Genomic DNA, 18,047 nt, shown 5'->3' with positions numbered 1-18,047 from the left:
ATGAAAGATCTATGAAAAAAAGTCGGCTTATATTGGGATTGGATATTGGAGGGACGACGATCAATGCCGGGCTGATGAAAGACGGTGAGCTGATAGAGAAGAAAGAAATCCCAACTCCTTCTCATGCATCTCAAGAAGTGATTTTATCTACCATTGCCGAATTCATCACATCCTATTTCACCTATGACATCGATGGTATCGGCATAGGGATTCCAGGATTGGTAGATTCTGAAAATGGCATTGTCTATAATTTGGAAAACATCCCTGCTTTCACCAAAGTCGCCCTTAAAAAGTACTTGGAAGAAAAGCTCAACAAACCCGTGTTCATCAACAATGACGCAAATTGTTTTGCCCTGGGCGAGTACAAATTTGGCGCTGCGGGAAAATACAACCATATCGTTGGTATCACCCTGGGAACCGGAATAGGTACCGGGATTATTACCAACAAGGAGCTTTATACCGGCTATATCTGTGGTGCAGGTGAATGGGGCGGTGTACCTTATTTGGATGCGAATTTTGAAAACTATTGCAGCAGTAAGTTTTTCCGCCTGCTCCATCATACCACCGCAAAAAAACTTTCGCAGGAAGCTGCAAAAGGAGATGAACGGGCATTGGAGCTGTTCAAGGAATATGGAAAGCACATCGGCAACCTGATCAAATACATCCTTTTCACCTATGCGCCCGAGGCCATTGTGATCGGAGGATCTATCAGTAAGGCCTATCCCCATTTTTCTGAAAGCATGCTGGAAACAGTCAATACTTTCCCTTACAAATCCATCAGTGAGCACCTCACCATTTATACCTCTACCTTGGAAGACTCGGCCATTATTGGAGCCTCCGCCTTGGTAAAAACAAGTGAAACTCCTGAAGTAAAATATGTAAAATAAAATCCCCCTGATGATTTTCATCAGGGGTTTCCCTTTACTTTTTTAGCAGGCTATTCTGTTGTTATTCATGAATTATCCTAGTATATTATTGTTTGAATGACTGCTTGAATCAACCCTAATTAAAGTAAAATGTATGTAAAAAAAACTACCCCAAAAGTAACCCTATCCTACGCTTATTTTTTCCTTTTCACTTTCCTTTTTCCTTTTATCAGCTTAGGACAAGGCAATACTCATTTTGAATCCTTAGCCTCCAAAAAAACCGGCGTAAAGTTTAAAAATAAACTCACTGAGGATGAAAAGCACAACATCCTTACCTATGAATATTTTTATAATGGAGGGGGAATTGCCATTGGTGACCTGGACAACGACGGCCTTGATGATATCTTTCTGACCGGCAACATGGTCCCCAACAAACTCTATCATAACCAAGGAAATTTCCGGTTCAAGGACATCAGTAAAACGGCCGGCATATCGGGCAAAGACAGCTGGACTACCGGGGTCTCCATGACCGACATCAATGCTGACGGTTTACTGGACATTTACGTTTGCTTTTCCGGTGAAGGAGATGCTCCCAGCAGGAAAAATGAACTTTATATCAATCAAGGCAATTTGGTTTTTGAGGAACAAGCCGCTCAATACGGGCTGGACGATGCCTCCAACAGCACCCAAGCTTTATTCTTTGATTTTGACAAGGACGGTGACCTTGACATGTACCTGCTCAACCACCATATCAAGGTCATTCATGAATTGGAATTTGATGAAGCTAGAAGCATCAGGCATGAATCTGCCGGAGACAAACTTTTCCGCAATGACAATGGACGCTTTGTGGACATCAGCGAAGCAGCTGGTATCAAAGGGAATGCTTTGGGCTTTGGTCTTGGCGTGGTGGCTTCCGACGTCAACAATGATGGCTGGCAGGACCTTTACGTCTGCAATGACTACATCGAACAGGATTATCTTTACATCAATAATCAGGACGGCACCTTTACCGAACAGTTAACCAGCCAACTGCAGCATATCAGTCATTTTTCCATGGGCCTGGACATCGCTGATATCAATAACGACGGCCTTAAGGACATCTTCACCTTGGACATGCTGCCGGAAGATAACCAGCGCCAAAAGCTACTTTATGGACCTGAAAATTATGAACAATACGCACTGATGGTCATGGAAGGTTTTTACCATCAAAATATGCGGAATATGTTGCACCTCAATCAGGGCAACAATACTTTCAGTGAGATCGGCCAATTGGCCGGGGTTTCAAATACCGACTGGAGTTGGTCTTCCCTATTTTTTGATATCGACAACGATGGCTTCAAGGACCTTTTTATCACCAATGGTTATTACAGGGATTATACCAACCGTGATTTTTTGAAATATAAAGGCGACTATTACTTCAAAAAGGCCATTTCCAGAGAACAAGCAGATACCCTTTCTCTGGTGACCTCAATGACCTCCACCCCTATTCCCAATTATGCCTTTCAAAACAATGGTGACCTGACGTTTACCAACAGGTCAAAAGAATGGGGCATTGATCAACCGGGTTTTTCCAATGGAGCAGCATATGCCGACCTGGACAATGACGGCTTTCTGGACTTGGTAGTCAACAACCTCAATGAAGTGGTTTCTCTTTACCGCAATACTCCTTCCGGCAAGGAAAAGAGCCATTACTTAAAAATTAATCTCCGGGGTGAAGGAAAAAACACCTTTGGAACGGGAGCCAAAATCACTATTTATACCCAAAGCGGGCAGCAGACATTAGAGCAAATGCCCACGAGAGGTTTTCAGTCATCAGTAAGCCATCAGCTCCATTTTGGAATTGGAAAGGATACCGAAATTGACTCTTTAAAAATTGATTGGTTGTCCGGAAAATCGCAAACACTTAGGTCTATCTCTGCTGACCAGACCTTGACATTAAAAGAAAGCGATGCCAAGGGCAAACCAATGCACCACTCCCCAAATCACCAGCCCCTATACCAAACGAGCGCTTCCCCTATACCCTATGAATACAAAGAAAGCGGTTTCAACGATTTCAAAAGACAACCCCTGCTGATGGAAATGCCCAGTTATTTGGGGCCAATAATGGCACTGGACAGTTCTCCTGACGGGGACCTGCTCTTTGTCGGAGGCACCAAAGGCAAACCGGGCATGCTTTACAAATCAGGTACAGACAATGCTTGGGTAACTTCCCGTAATATTCATTTGGAAGATGACTATTCAGATGCGGACGCCTTGTTTTTGGACGCCAACCTGGACGGACATGCTGACCTATACATCGCCAGCGGTGGTTACCACAACTATACCTCAGAAGACGAAAATCTCCAGGACCGTCTTTACCTAAATGACGGAAAAGGTAATTTTACCCGTGACCTCACCGCCCTCCCAGTAATGCCCACAAGTACATCGGTCGTTTGCTCAGCGGATTTCAATAAAGACGGTTATCCTGATGTGTTTTCAGGAGGAAGGATCGTTCCCGGCAAATACCCTGAAATACCCAAAAGCTATTTGCTGCTAAATGACGGAAAAGGAAAGTTTCAAAATGCTTCAGATAACCTATTGCCGGAATTGAACCACCTGGGAATGGTCACCGATGCCAGCTGCCCAGATATCAATGGTGATGGCTATGAAGATTTAATTATTGTGGGAGAATGCCTTCCCATACAGGTGTATATCAACCAGTCAGGGAAAGGGTTCAAAAATGAAACCAGCCAATGGCTAAAAAACTCCCCGCATGGACTATGGAGTAGCCTGGCCATGGGAGATTTTGATCAGGACGGTGATATCGACTTTATAGTAGGCAATTTTGGGTTGAATTCCCAACTAAGGGCAAGTACAGAGGAGCCCATGACCATGTACTATGGGGATTTTGATGAAAATGGATCCATAGATCCCTTGATGGTCCGGTACATACAGGGAGAAGCCTATCCTTTTGCCAGCAGGGATGAGCTCCTTGATCAGATGTACGGTTTGAGAAGCAAATTCACGGATTACGCTTCATATTCAACCGCAAAAATTGAGGATATCCTCAGCAAGAGCCAGTTGAATGCCGCAAAAACGCTTACCGTAAACGAGCTAAAGACCATGTATTTGGAAAACACGGGCAACAGTTTTACCCCCCATGACCTTCCAGTGGAAGCCCAGTTTGCCCCGGTATACAGTATCGGTGTGTTGGATTTTGATGATGACGGCCATCTTGATTTCATATTGGGAGGCAACCAGACTTATACCAGACTGAGGATCGGAGTAATGGACGCCAATTATGGGCAGGTATTTTTAGGAAACGGGAAAGGCCAATTCAGCTACCTTCCCCAACAGCAATCCGGACTTTCCATCAAGGGAGACGTTAAATCCATATTGCCTTTACAACACAACAATACCAAGTTGCTCTTATTCGGACTGAGCAACCAGGGAATAATTGCCTATCAAAAAAATATCCAGCCATGATGGTAGTATTTACTCATATGATCTCATTAAAACGAGTTGCCCTATGTCTTTTAATCGTTGCATGTTTTAGCAGCCACTTTCCCTCCCAAGCCCAAACTCGGGAGCAACAGGTCAACCTGTACATTGACAACCTGTTTTCAATAACTGAAATCATGGTGACTGACGTTACCCCCCCAACCGGTGCGGCGCGTTTTTATGCCTACAGCACTTTGGGGGCCTATACCGCTCTGAATAAGCCCATTAAAATCCAGCATCCCATCACTCAAGGTTTTATCGATCCGCTTACTATCAATTATCCAGATCCAGCCGATATCGATAGTACCTTTGCTGCAGTTTATGCCATGCTGGAGGTAGGCAAAGGAATTATGCCTTCGGGGAAGCAGCTGAACAAAACCCAGGAAGAATTGATCCAAAAGTTCAAAACAAACAAATGGATCAATAAGAAAACCTTATCCAGCAGCATTGCCTATGCCGAACAAATTGCCCAGCAAGTATTGGCCTACAGCAAAACGGATGGATATTCCAAATTAAGTGCCTTGCCTAGGTATACACCTTCGAATAAGCCGGGAACATGGTACCCCACTCCTCCTGCTTACTTGATGGCCATAGATCCTGAATGGAGAACCATTCGGCCGTTTTATATCAAGGACCTGAGTAAATTCAAGCCCGAGCCACCTGCGCCTTTTGAAATGGATAGCAGCAGTGTCTTTCATCAACTGGTCAAAGAAGTCTATGACACCACCAAGGTACTGAACAGCGAAAAAGTACTGATTGCCAATTTCTGGGATTGTAACCCCTTTATGGTTTCCTACAGCGGACACATGGCAATAGGTTTAAAAAAAATATCCCCAGGTGGCCATTGGGTTAACATTACGGGTATTGCAAGCAAAAAAGCTAAGCTTACATTTCAAGAAACCGTGGAAGTGCATGCCTTCGTCAGTACAGGACTTCATGACGCCTTTATCAGCTGCTGGGAAGAAAAATATGATAGTGACCGTATCCGACCGGAAACGGTCATCAACAGGCACATTGATCAAAAATGGAGACCTATCCTGCAGACGCCTCCTTTTCCCGAATATACCAGTGGACACAGCGTTATCTCCCGTACAAGTGCCGTGTTGCTAACGCATTATTTCGGAGATCATTTTTCTTATATAGACACCTCGGAGGAATACTTTGGGTTGCCGCCCAGAAAATTCAAATCCTTCCTACAGGCCTCCGATGAAGCGGCTGTTTCAAGACTTTATGGCGGTATTCATTACAGGGATGCCATCAATGAAGGCGTCAAACAGGGAGAGAAAATCGCGGGGCATATTATAAAACGCACCGTCCCACAGCCAACCCTCTCCAAACAATAAGAATTTCCAACTGGATCAGAAAGTGTCAACTGTCACCTTCATACCTCGTACTTGATACTATTACTTGCTACTCTAAAAAAACACCAAATCCCTTCCGGCATATTACCTGAAGGGATTTTTTTATTCAAAAACAAATAATAATTTTTATTCTGATTGCTATCCTCCGATAGCCTCAAACGATTATTTTCTTTGGAAATCATCCTGTACCCGGACGATGTCCTCTTCGTTGGAAGGATTGGAAGGATCCGTATGCATCCAAATTTCGGCCACTACGCCCCAGTTATCCATTCCTACCAAGCGGTGTCTCTCTCCTTTGGCCAATTCCACTACCTCACCCAACACCAATGCTTCCAATGGGCCTTCGTCGTCCGTAGGGCTGGTCACTATTCCCCCTTCACCGCCAACGAGCTTCCATATCTCTGCTCTTCGATGGTGATATTGCCAGGAAAGCCTTTTCTCTGGTGCCACAATCAAGATCTTAGGGCTTAACTTTTGCTTCAACTGTTCCTCTGAAAACTCCACGCTAGCAAAAAACTGGGCCCGGAATTTTCCGATCTGGCTTTCATCAATAACAAAAAAACCTCCCCAAGGGCGTTTTCTGTCTTCATCAGCAACTTTGTATCCGTTAAAGTCCAACCAGTCTTTGATCTGTTCAAAAATGGCTTCCTTGGAAGCGTTTTTTTCTATCTTCATTTTCTCTTCGGTTAATAGATTCAATTATAAAATTAATTATAGAAATAAATTATTCCTCGAAAAAAAGCGTTTAATTGAACGCCCTCTTCAAATACGGAAAGCTCTCCTCCGAGAATAATACGACAAACCTTTATAAAGGATCTATTTATTGCCAGCTAATAGGACAAAGCCCTTCTTCCCTCTTGTATTCTCCTGACAGCTAAACTGCCTCTACCTGTTTGGACTGGTAGCCACTGACTCCATAATAAACAATATACACATAACATACCAAAGGGACCAAAAACGAAAGCTGGACACTTCCGGTCAAATCCGCCATCAGGCCCTGAACAAGTGGAACGATAGCTCCTCCCACAATGGCCATCACCAAGAGTGAAGAAGCCTGGGCCGTGTATTTCCCCAGACCTTTGATGGCCAAAGAAAATATGGTTGGAAACATGATGGAATTGAACAAACCCAAAGCTACAATGGACCATAAAGCCAAATGGCCATCAGTCACTAAACCAGCCACCAATAATCCAATCGCCGTGATCCCAAATAGCCACAAAGTACGGTTAGGGATAAATTTCCCGATGATGATCACGATGATATTCAATGCTATAAACGCCAAAGCATACAGGGCCATCTCCGTACCATACACATTAAGAATGCTGACAAAAGACAATAATGCGATGCCACCAATAATCAGGAAACGGTTGATATTATTCTTGAATTCAGCCAGGGCCACTGCACCAAAAAAACGCCCTACCATGGCCCCTCCCCAGAACAAGGCCAGGTAATGGCTGGCCTCTGCTTCATCCAGGCCTGCTATTTCGGGAAGTCTTGCAAAATTGATCAAATTGCTACCAACGGTCACCTCTCCCCCTACATAAGCAAAGATGGCCCCAATTCCCAAAAAGAGATGTCTGTGCTTCATGGCTCCACTATCTGAGACCACCACACCTTGCGAACCTACTTCCGGAAGTTTGAACAGTTTAAAGATCAAGGCTATAAAAAGCAAGGTAAGCGCCAGGGCGACATAAGGCATTTTCACCGAATCGGCACTGATCTCCACCTCACCGATAGCTCCAAAGATAAGATATCCACCGATCAATGGAGCAATTGTAGTCCCTAAGGAATTAAAGGCCTGTGTCATATTCAAGCGACTGGAGGCACCTGCTGGTTTTCCCAAAATGGTCACATAGGGATTTGCTGCGATCTGAAGGATAGTAATCCCCGAAGCCAGCACAAACAATGCAAACAGAAAAAAACCAAAACTCGCCAAAACAGCTGCCGGATAGAAAAACAAACATCCTGCTGCTGATATCACCAAGCCTAATATAATCCCGTTCTTATAGCCTATTTTACTGATCGGGTCACCCTTCGTAATTGATAGCAGGTAATATCCCAGGGAGATAATAAAATAGGCTCCAAAGAAAGCTGTCTGGATCAACATGGCCTGCCAATTTTGAAGGGTAAACACCTGCTGTAGGTGGGGTATCAAAATATCATTCATGCAGGTGATAAATCCCCACATAAAAAACAGCATGGTGACCAAAAACAGCGGTCCGAAATACTTTTGACTGGAGTCAAATTCTACGTTTTCTCCAGTTTCCTGCTTAATATTGATTGATGCCATGGGTTTATTGAATTAAGGTTTAAGTTAGGTTTATAATAGGGCTTCTTTATTTCTTTTCCAGCTACACGCCGCACCGATGAGGGCAGCCTGTTCCCCTAGTTCTGTGATCCTGATAGGGGTTTCCAAACCAGAAGAGGCCAGTTGATCGATTATGCCTGGCAAGAAAAGATCCTTTGCCTTGGTAATGTTTCCTCCCAGTACAATTACTTCTGGATGGACTTTTTGGATAAACTCCTTTAGAAACATTGCCAGATTGTTCCCAAACTCTTTGAAAATCTCTTTGGAAACCACTTCATTTTGAGGGTTTTGGGTCAGCTCACGGACTTCTTTGATAGCTTTCCCGGTTTTTTTATGGTATAACTCCACAAACCAACGGGTGGACACAAACTCCTCTACAATGCTCCCTTTGAAAGGACTGCACCAAAGGGCAGCATCCTGAGCAAAACCTCCTTGGTACTTGGAGCTTCCAAGACCTGTGCCCAAGGTCAATCCTATGGCACACTTGGCAGATCTGGCCGCTCCTGCTTCCACCTCTCCTTGGAGAAAACAGGCTGCATCATTTTCAAAATGGATATTCTCAGGTGAAATCCCCAGCGATTCAGCCAGTAGCTCCTTAACCGAAAGCTTGTAAAGTGAAGCATACTTGCCCTGTTCTTTGATCAAAGAAACTCCCCGCTCATAGTCAAAGGGCCCCGGCATGGCTATCCCTATTTTAGGGATCACTTCATCAAATCCAGGAACAGATTTTATGGCTTCCTTCCATGCTTCAATAATTGTGTTGGCATTGGCCGCACTGTCTACTTTCCTTCTGATCAGTGATGATTCATCCAGTCGGTTGGTTTTCATATCCACCCATCCGGCCGTAATATGCGAACCACCAATATCCACTCCTAGTACTTTTGTTTTACTCATAGGCTTTTTCGGACCAACACACAACCTCCTCTTTTCCTTTTAATCATTCATTTGAAAGAGAAAAAGGGAAATCACTTTTCTTGGTACCTTTGTTTTTATTTGGGCTTGAAGACATTTCAAAGTCTAGCTTAGCCCCTTTCATCAATTCTTTATGACTCAACCAATTTTTGGTATAATCCTTACCATTAATTTTCAAGCGCTTCACATACCTGTTTTCATTGCTGTTGTCAGGTGCAGTGATGACCACTTCTTTTCCGTTTTGTAGTTTCAATGACACCTTTTTGAACAATGGTGCTCCCATTACATACTCGTCTGTCCCGGGACATACCGGGTAGAAGCCCAAGGCTGAAAAAACATACCAAGCGGAAGTTTGCCCGTTGTCTTCATCACCACAGTATCCATCAGGAGTAGGCCTGTACATGCGGTTCATGGTTTCACGTACCCAATGCTGGGTTTTCCATGGCTCACCGGCATAGTTGTAGAGATAAATCATATGCTGAATGGGCTGGTTTCCGTGGGCATATTGCCCCATATTGGCCACCTGCATTTCCCTGATTTCATGGATAACACCACCATAATAGCTTTCATCAAAAACCGGAGGAAGTGAGAAAACCTTATCCAGCTGTCCTACGAAATCCTCTCTGCCGCCCATCAGGTCAATTAGTCCCTGGACATCATGAAAGACAGACCAGGTATAGTGCCAGCTATTTCCTTCGGTAAAGGCATCTCCCCATTTAAACGGGTTAAAAGGGGCCATAAATTGCCCGTCTTTGTTTTTTCCCCGCATCAGCTTAGTTTCCGGATCAAAGAGCTTTTTATAATTTAGGCTCCTCTCCTTGTATAGCTCCACCTCTTTCTTGGGCCGGTCCATGGCCTTTGCCAATTGATAAATTGTAAAATCATCATAAGCATATTCCAAAGTCCTCGCAGCGTTTTCGTTGATACCCACATCGTAAGGCACATAACCAAGCTCTTTGTAATACTCGGCCCCTGCCCTGCCAACAGCCGTCAATGGCCCCGCATTATTGGCTCCATGGATAACCGCTTCATAGAGGGTTTCGATATCGTACTCATAATCCCCTTCATACTTTAGATAAGCATCCGCCACCACCGAGGCCGAATTGTTGCCCACCATCACATTTCTCAAGCCTGGACTTGCCCACTCCGGCAACCAGCCGCTTTCCTTATAGGCATTGGCCAAGCCTTCCTGCATCTGGGCATTTAGCTCTGGATACATCAGGTTTAAAAAAGGGAACAAAGACCTGAAAGTATCCCAAAAACCTGTATCGGTAAACATATAGCCGGGAAGCACTTCCCCATTATAGGGACTGTAATGCACTACATTACCCTCAGCATCATATTCAAAAAACTTCCTTGGAAATAGCAGGGACCGGTATAAACAGGAATAAAATGTCTCTATCTGATCTTCCGTACCTCCCTGGACCTTGATCCTGCCCAGCTCACTGTCCCAAGCTTCACGGCCTTTTTCCTTGACCGTTTCGAAATCATCCTGACCAATTTCATTTAAATTTAACTCAGCCTGCTCAAAGCTGATAAAAGACGAGGCCACTCTTGCATTGACCACCTCCCCTTTTTCTGTTTTAAAACCAACCACGGCTCCTACATGATTGGCATTCGCCTCCTCAGCATCCTGAAGCCCTCCATCTTTGAAGGTCTTGGAAAGGGTAAATGCTTTATCAAATTCAATGACAAAATAGTTCTTGAAGTTATCAGGAACTCCCCCACTGTTTTTGGTGGTATAACCTATGATTTTGTTTTCACCTGGAAAGACCTTCACATAAGAACCATTATCCAAGGCATCCAGCACCACATAGGCCTGATCTGTTTCAGGAAAAGTAAACCGAAACCTTGCAGCCCTCTCGGTGGGAGCGATCTCCGTGGTCACATCGTGGTCCGCCAGGTATACACTGTAATAGTAAGGCTTCACTGTTTCCGCTTTATGGGAATACCAGCTGGCCCGATCATCTTCCTTAAATCGCAATTCACCTGTAACCGGCATTAGGGCAAATTGACCATAATCATTCATCCAAGGTGAAGGCTGGTGCGTTTGTTTGAAGCCCCTGATTTTGTCGGCATTATAGGTATAGGCCCAGCCATCCCCCATCTTTCCTGTCTGAGGAGTCCAAAAATTCATCCCCCAAGGCAAGGCAATGGCCGGATAAACATTTCCGTTCGACATACTGGGTTTAGAATCCGTCCCCATGAGGGGTTTTACATAATCCACCGGATGGGCTACCTCATTGATAAGGGTAGACTGACCATAAGATGATAGGGCTAGGGTCATCAAAGCGATGACTTTTGTCCAAAGGTTTAGCATATTGTTTATTGTTAATTAGGGTAAATAAGGAGCGGAATCACTCCCTTTCTTACGAACGTATTCAACTACATCCATGACTTTTTCCTCACATTCGTACCTGCAAATATAAAATCAAAAACTAAAAATGCTAAATCCTTTTAGTTTTATTTTTTAAGAAATTATCCAGTTGCACAAAAAATCATAAAAGACAGGTAGTCAAACCGTAAAAAGTAGGACAAAAAAAATCCCACTCTAAAATGAGAGTGGGATTAAAGTACTATTCGTTATAGCCTGTATTCTGATTCAGGCTGGGGTTTCTTTGAAGCTCTGTTCTCGGAATTGGGAACAGCAAATGCTTCTCCTGGAAAGTTTTACCTAAGTTATTCTTTGCCCCTACAAGATCGACAAACGTAATCTCTCCTTTATCCGCTTCAGAGGTCTGAGGTAGTTGCCGGGTTCTTTGAACATCATTCCAGATTTCAAATTCAAACACCAGCTCCCTGTACCTTTCTTTCCAAACTTCCTCTGTAAAAGCTGTGTTAGACATCGCCGTCAACTCCAGCTCAATGGCTGCCATTGGCGTATTCCAAAAAGCCCTGCCCCTTACCTGAGCAAGGTAGTCCACCGCTTCAGCGGTTACCCCCTCGCTTTGGGCGATGGCCTCGGCAGCGATCAAAAGGATATTGGCGTAGCCCAATACAGGGATATCCTTGCCCGATGAAGCCGTTTCTGACAGCGCCAAATCATCATGCCAATAATAAGGAGCAGTTGCAAACGATACGGTGCTTCCATCGGCCTTCTTAAGCTGTGAATGATAATACTGTTTCTCCTGGATTCTCAGATCTTTGTCCGGATCATACCCCCAAAGGAACTCTTCCATTGGCAGGTATCCGCCATTGGTGATACTGTAAGCAGCCTCTGAAGTCACCGTTGTAGGATAGCAATATACGGGATAGGAAGAGGTACTGATCCCCTCCATATACTCCACGAAATAAATAAACTCATTGGCCTGGATATCTGCTTTTCTGATCTTGTTGTAAGCACTTGATTCCTCCACAAGGTTATTATTTCCATCAAAATCATGCTGGGTCAGGGAGTAGGCACCGCTATTGATCACCTGTCTGGCCATATCAGCAGCATCGGCATAATGGTCCTCTTGAAGCGGGTAGCCACTCATGGTCAGGTAAACTTCTGATAAAAGTGCCGCAGCGGTACTTTGTGAAATTCTCTTTCCATTGTTCCCCATAGCTTCCCAGCCCAGGCCGCTTTGGTTTACGGTAAATTCAAGGTCCTCAACGATCAGATTGTAAACCTCCTTAACCGTGCCTCTTTCTATGTAAAGGTCATCCAAAGACTCATATGGCTCAGTAATTACGGGTACACCACCGAACATCCTAACCAGGTAAAAGTAGGCGTAGGCCCTGAAGAACCTGGCCTCTCCCATAAGCTGGCCTGCTTCCTCCTCGGACAAGCCTGGAGTTTCAGGAATATACTTGATCGCATTATTGGCCCTGGAGATCCCTCTGTACATGTCCGCCCAAAGACCGGTGAGATAGGTAGACATATTGTCGCCATCCATGGTCAACTGCAAGGAATGCTGCACATGAGGCTCCTGCCCTTTGTACTCATTATCAAAATAACCGGTCATATAAGCTCCCAGCATCACGCGAGCCCCACCATAAGTAGAAGCAGAGCCTACAATCTGCGATGCCCCGTTTCGGTAAAGGGAGTTTACCGCGGAATAAGCATGTTCAGGAACAGAAAAAAACTGTCCGGAAGACATTTCATCTCTAGGTTCCTCCTTCAGGAAATCTGAACAGGAAACCAGGAGAAAGGCATTTATTATTATTAAAGCTATTTTTTTCATCTTCTATCAATCTTAGCGTTTAAAATTGTACACTCAAACCCATAGTAAAGGTTCTTGGCTTAGGATATTGGAAGAAGAAAATATTCTGTCCCCACTGGTTTCCTCCCCAAGAAGAACCTTCCGGATCGTACCCTTTGAAATCCTTAGAGCTGATTAAGAATGCATTTTGCACACTGGTATAAATTCTAAGATTTCTAAGGTGCAATCTTTCCAATGCTTCATTATCAAATGTATATCCAAGAGAAATCAGGTTACCTCTCAGGTAAGAGCCATCAGCTACCCAATGATCATCCACCTGGCTGTTCTGGCCACTGTATGACTGATTTCTGATCTGCTGGACAAAAGTGTCCTGGTTGGTTTCAGTCCATCCATCATAAAGGATGCTTCTCAAACCGTTGGCTATGCCGGACCTATCTTCGATGGAATGGAAATACTGCTGAAGGATGTCAACACCGTAGACAAACTGAAGGTCCAAGGTAAAATCAAAGTTTTTATACCTTAGGCTGTTGGTAAAACTACCGGTCCAGTCAGGAAGTCCATTACCGATGATATGTCGCTGCTCAGATCGTTTAGCCTCACCAGGCACTGCTCCTACAGCCGCAGCTTCATCTACTTCGTCAGAACCCCAAGTTCCCAATCTTTTGTAACCCCAGAATGAGCTAAGAGGCTCACCTACTCTCAAGATGGTCTGGCTACCAGACACCCAGTTTGGCCCAGGAAAGATATCCTCGTCATTTTCACCCAAGGACTCAATTCTGTTTTTGTTATAGTTGAAATTCAAGGAAGTTTCCCAAGAAAGGTCCTGAGAACTTACCGGAAAGGCCCTTACCAAGGCTTCAATACCCCTATTGGAAACAGATCCGATATTATCCCTTACTGCAGAGAAACCTGAAGAATACGGTACAGGTCTATCCAATAACAAGTCGGTAGTTAATCGATAGTAGTAATCAAATGCAAAGGAAACTTTGCCATCCAAAATCCCCAGATCTATACCTGCATCGAATTGCTTGGTTTTTTCCCAGCCCAGATCAGGATTGGGAAGGCGGTTCACATAGCTTTCAGATACACGGCTCCCATTGATCAAAACAGTACCTGCAGAGACGGTACCCAAAGATTGATACATCGGAATCTCCGTATTACCGGTGATTCCAAAACTACTTCTCAATTTCAATTCATTGATACTTTGAACACTTTCCATAAAGTCTTCATTGCTCAGTACCCAGCCCAACCCTACAGAAGGGAAGACGCCGTACTTGTTATTTTCCCCAAATCGGGAAGAACCATCCACCCTTGTGGTCAAAGTCACCAGGTATTTGTCATCATAAGTATAGCTTCCTCTCAAAAAGTAGGAATTCATGCTCCATTTATTGTAACCGGAAGTTGGGGCTCCCGGTTGGCTGGCAGCCTGTATACGGTTATACTTGAAGAAATCATCCGAAAAACCTCTCGCATCCATGTAATTCCCCTCATAGGTCCTTTCCTGCCAGCTAAGTCCCAAGACGGCATTGATTCTATGACGTCCCAATTCCTTGATATAAGTCAAGTAGGTCTCTTCCTGCCAATAGCTGGTTCTTTGGTCTTCAATAGAAGCAAATCCCAACGGACTGGATATATTCATCAAATCAGTAGGATAATAATTTCTATAATTGTTGTCATGAAGATCGAAACCAAACTGGGTCCTCAAATCCAAACCTTCCATAAGGTGAAAAGTAGTGAAGACATTACCAAACAACTGGGTTCTGTCCCGAAGCCTTTCCTGCGTCTTTAACACGTGCACCGGATTGGCCATTGGCTCTAGATTATAGGGATCCGAAATCATCGAGGAGTTGCTCCAGGTTCCGTCAGGGAATTTTACGGGAAAGAACGAAGGCATTTCCAGCATAGTTCTCCGGGGAACCTGACTACCTCCTCCTTCTTCCACACTGTTTTCAGAGGTTTTATTGACCATCAGGTTGAAGCCCAAAGAAACCCAATCCTTCGGCTTGGTATCATATGCGATCTTTGCATTCAACCGGTTTAACCAACTTTCCAACATGACACCTTCCATCCTGGCATAATTTACAAAAGCCCCCAAAGAGGATTTCTCACCCTTGGACTGGATAGATAGCTGATGGTTCTGGGAGAAAGCCGTCCTCGTGGCTTCCTTCTGCCAATCCGTATTATAAAGCGGGTTACCATTGGCATCAAACAGATCAGGATCATTCGCTGTAAACACAGGAGGAGTACCGTCGTTGTACTTCGGGTAGTTTTCAAACCCTGTCCTAATGACCTCCAAAAGCTCGGAAGAATTCATGACATCCATTTTTCGGGCCATCACTCCAGCACTTACGAATCCATCGTATCCAATGGTTACCCCTTCTGTTTTGGAACCTCTTTTGGTGGTGATCAAGATCACCCCATTGGCCCCTCTAGACCCATAGATGGCTGTGGAAGAGGCATCTTTAAGCACCTCCATGCTTTGGATATCATTGGGGTTTACAAAACTGATGTTTTCCATCACCACTCCATCCACTACATAAAGCGGCGAAGAATCAGAGTTGATGGTACCTAAGCCCCTAATGACTACTCTAGGGCTACTATTAGGAGCGCCGGAGTTCAAAAACACGTTCACACCGGCTACTTTTCCCTTAAGTCCCTGAAGGGCATTGCCCACCGGCTCCCTAAGCAGATCTTCTCCACTTACCACACCGACAGAACCTGTCAAGTCGGATTTTTTCTGAATACCGTAGCCGACGACAACTACCTCATCCAATGCTTCCGAATCAGAAACCAAGGTTACGCCTATATCAGACTGGCTACCGACCAAAACCTCCTGTGTAGCCATTCCTATAAAACTGAACACAAGCACCGATTGATCGGAATTCACATTGATTCGGAATTTTCCGTCCAGATCAGTGACAGTCCCATTGGTGGTGCCTTTCTCGAGGATGGATACCCCCGGCAACGGCTCCCCAGACTCGTCTATCACCGTTCCGGTCACTTCCTTGGCTATGCTTTGAATAACTTTACTTGTACCGGGGGCAAGATGCTCCTTGGGAACAAGTTCCTTTCCTTCCGCATAGGAGAAGGATCCGATCACTCCAGAGAGCAACATCAGCAAAATGCCGCCCCTTGATCCATTAAAACTTGGTTTTGTCCTACTATCAGGCCCGATAGTAGCAAACAGCTTTTTGTTCATGCAATTTTGGGTTTGGGTTTTATAATAGTTTGAAAATGGTAGATGGGCAGTCCCTGGCCTATCCTAAAAATGGCCTTCCTCAGCTCATCAACCGAGGACCAAAGCTAAATGCATTTAGCCAAAATGCAAAACCGAGTTATAAAAAACTGATTTCCTAAAACAGGCCAGCGAATTATTCAAAAACTAAACACACAACCAAAAATGTAATTCATATCGCCAATAAAACAACTGGAAAAATCAGTCTATTTTATCTTAAAAAAATAATACTCTCATTCTTATAAAAAATCTATTCACACCAGTCACATTATTTAAAAAATCTTCAACTATTGATCCTATTTGTTAGAAATTATAAAAATTAGACATTCAAAAACTGAAAAACGTAAAATTGGTGCTGCTAAAATAGTTCAGCTTTATAATTATGATAAATACGGTGGAAATATTCATGGTAGTGGATAACATACATAAACACCACGCTTCAACTTACATCCGTCCCGCGTGGTGTTGTACCATTTCCAAGAAGACTCCCCTATTATTTACTGACCTTTAAGCTCTTATTTGAAGATTCCCTTTCTTTCAGTGAAGCCTGAAGCACCACTTTGCTTGGCTTTCTTTTTTCTAAATCGGTATTAATTTCCCTAAACATCAATTGAATCAGATTTTGGGCGATTTCCTCTTTGGGCTGCACCACACTGGTGACGGATGGGGTATTAAATTTAAAAAACTCATTGTCATCAAAAGCTATCACCGCCAAATCTTCGGGGATTCGGATCTTCAGTTGCTTCATGACCTGCATCCCTTTCATGGCAAGGTAGTTGGTAGCAAAAAACACGGCTTCCAGCTCTTTGTTTTCCAGAAAATACTTTTCCAGAACCTTCTCCGTTTCCAGGGAAGAATAGGTATCAAAAGGGATCTTCAGAATCCTTTCTTTGATTCCTCGGGCCTGACACATTTGCTGGTAGGCCTCATGCCTGTCATGCATTTGCGATTGATCACTGTCCAACGTAACAAATCCTATTTGTTTCAGGCCATTTTCCAAGAACAGATCAAGTCCCAGTTTAGCACCTTGAAAGTTATCGATCACCACATAGCTACAATCCACATCATTCAAATACCTATCAAACAGAATCAATGGATTTTTTTCTTTTGAAAGCTCGTCGATCAGTTTGGGATTCATTCCTACCGGAGGAGTAAGGATATAGCCATCGACTTGCAGGTCTTTAAACATCCTGATCAGTCCCATGGTTTTTTCGGGATCATTATTGGTACTACAATAAATGATTTTGTATCCATCCTTAAAGGCCCTGTCCTCAATTAGCTTGGCAATCGTAGCAAAAAAGGGATTGGATATATCCTCCACCATAAACACAATAATATTGGATTTTCCTGTTCTTAAGCTCTTTGCCAATTGGCTGGGATAATAACCTATTTCCTTTACATAGGCCTGGACCCTGTCTATCAATTTCTGACTGATCCTGTTTTCTTCTGCTTTACCGTTTAGCACGAAAGAAACCGTTGTAACAGAAACATTAAGCTCTTTCGCAATGGCTTTTATTGAGTGTTTTTTCTTTTGCATTCCAATTAATTAAGCTCTGAACAACAGCTTTTTTTCATTTCACATAAATTCCGCTAATTATCAAATATAGCCATTTTTTGTAAAGACTTCACCTTAAAAGGGATAATATAAGCCTTGCTGATTTGATTTAGCAAGGTGATAGAAAAGCCTTGTAAAACCTGCTAATCCTTTGAAGCTAGGAGATTTGAACAAAAAAAGGGTTG

At 43.8% G+C, this 18,047-nt stretch carries 10 protein-coding genes; 3 read left to right on the top strand and 7 right to left on the bottom strand.

Annotated elements, in window-relative coordinates; genetic code table 11:
* Positions 1 to 11 precede the first annotated feature (11 nt).
* From ACYVAA_RS02305 to ACYVAA_RS02295, 3 genes are all read left to right on the top strand, one after another.
* A complete protein-coding gene (locus ACYVAA_RS02305; protein ID WP_460538415.1) occupies positions 12 to 887 on the top strand; it encodes an ROK family protein in 876 nt (291 codons plus the stop codon).
* 129 nt (positions 888 to 1,016) lie between these two features.
* A complete protein-coding gene (locus ACYVAA_RS02300; protein ID WP_460538414.1) occupies positions 1,017 to 4,331 on the top strand; it encodes a VCBS repeat-containing protein in 3,315 nt (1,104 codons plus the stop codon).
* Positions 4,328 to 5,689 (top strand): vanadium-dependent haloperoxidase, encoded by a 1,362-nt coding sequence (locus tag ACYVAA_RS02295; protein WP_460538413.1) that lies wholly within the window; start codon positions 4,328 to 4,330, stop codon positions 5,687 to 5,689. The genes ACYVAA_RS02300 and ACYVAA_RS02295 overlap by 4 nt, the downstream gene beginning before the upstream one ends.
* 180 nt (positions 5,690 to 5,869) lie before the next feature.
* On the opposite strand, the gene ACYVAA_RS02290 is transcribed toward ACYVAA_RS02295, so the two are convergent.
* From ACYVAA_RS02290 to ACYVAA_RS02260, 7 genes are all read right to left on the bottom strand, one after another.
* Positions 5,870 to 6,382 (bottom strand): cupin domain-containing protein, encoded by a 513-nt coding sequence (locus ACYVAA_RS02290; protein WP_460538412.1) that lies wholly within the window; start codon positions 6,380 to 6,382, stop codon positions 5,870 to 5,872.
* Positions 6,383 to 6,581: 199 nt separating this feature from the next.
* Positions 6,582 to 7,997: a sugar MFS transporter gene (locus ACYVAA_RS02285; protein WP_460538411.1), complete on the bottom strand. Its 1,416-nt coding sequence runs from the start codon at positions 7,995 to 7,997 to the stop codon at positions 6,582 to 6,584.
* Positions 7,998 to 8,027: 30 nt separating this feature from the next.
* Positions 8,028 to 8,909 carry an ROK family protein gene (locus tag ACYVAA_RS02280; RefSeq protein WP_460538410.1) on the bottom strand — a complete coding sequence of 294 codons (882 nt, stop codon included), beginning with the start codon at positions 8,907 to 8,909 and terminating at the stop codon, positions 8,028 to 8,030.
* 43 nt (positions 8,910 to 8,952) lie between these two features.
* Positions 8,953 to 11,214 carry a GH92 family glycosyl hydrolase gene (locus ACYVAA_RS02275; RefSeq protein WP_460538468.1) on the bottom strand — a complete coding sequence of 754 codons (2,262 nt, stop codon included), beginning with the start codon at positions 11,212 to 11,214 and terminating at the stop codon, positions 8,953 to 8,955.
* Positions 11,215 to 11,503: 289 nt separating this feature from the next.
* On the bottom strand, positions 11,504 to 13,093 hold the full coding sequence (locus ACYVAA_RS02270; protein ID WP_460538409.1) for a RagB/SusD family nutrient uptake outer membrane protein: 1,590 nt from the start codon (positions 13,091 to 13,093) through the stop codon (positions 11,504 to 11,506).
* Between the two features lie 19 nt (positions 13,094 to 13,112).
* Entirely contained in the window at positions 13,113 to 16,271 is a 3,159-nt protein-coding gene (locus tag ACYVAA_RS02265) for a SusC/RagA family TonB-linked outer membrane protein (RefSeq protein ID WP_460538408.1), read from the bottom strand.
* Positions 16,272 to 16,800: 529 nt separating this feature from the next.
* Positions 16,801 to 17,844 carry a LacI family DNA-binding transcriptional regulator gene (locus ACYVAA_RS02260; protein ID WP_460538407.1) on the bottom strand — a complete coding sequence of 348 codons (1,044 nt, stop codon included), beginning with the start codon at positions 17,842 to 17,844 and terminating at the stop codon, positions 16,801 to 16,803.
* Positions 17,845 to 18,047: the final 203 nt, after the last annotated feature.

The sequence above is a fragment of the Echinicola sediminis genome (assembly GCF_054777495.1).
This window is presented reverse-complemented; position numbering and strand designations above follow the sequence as displayed.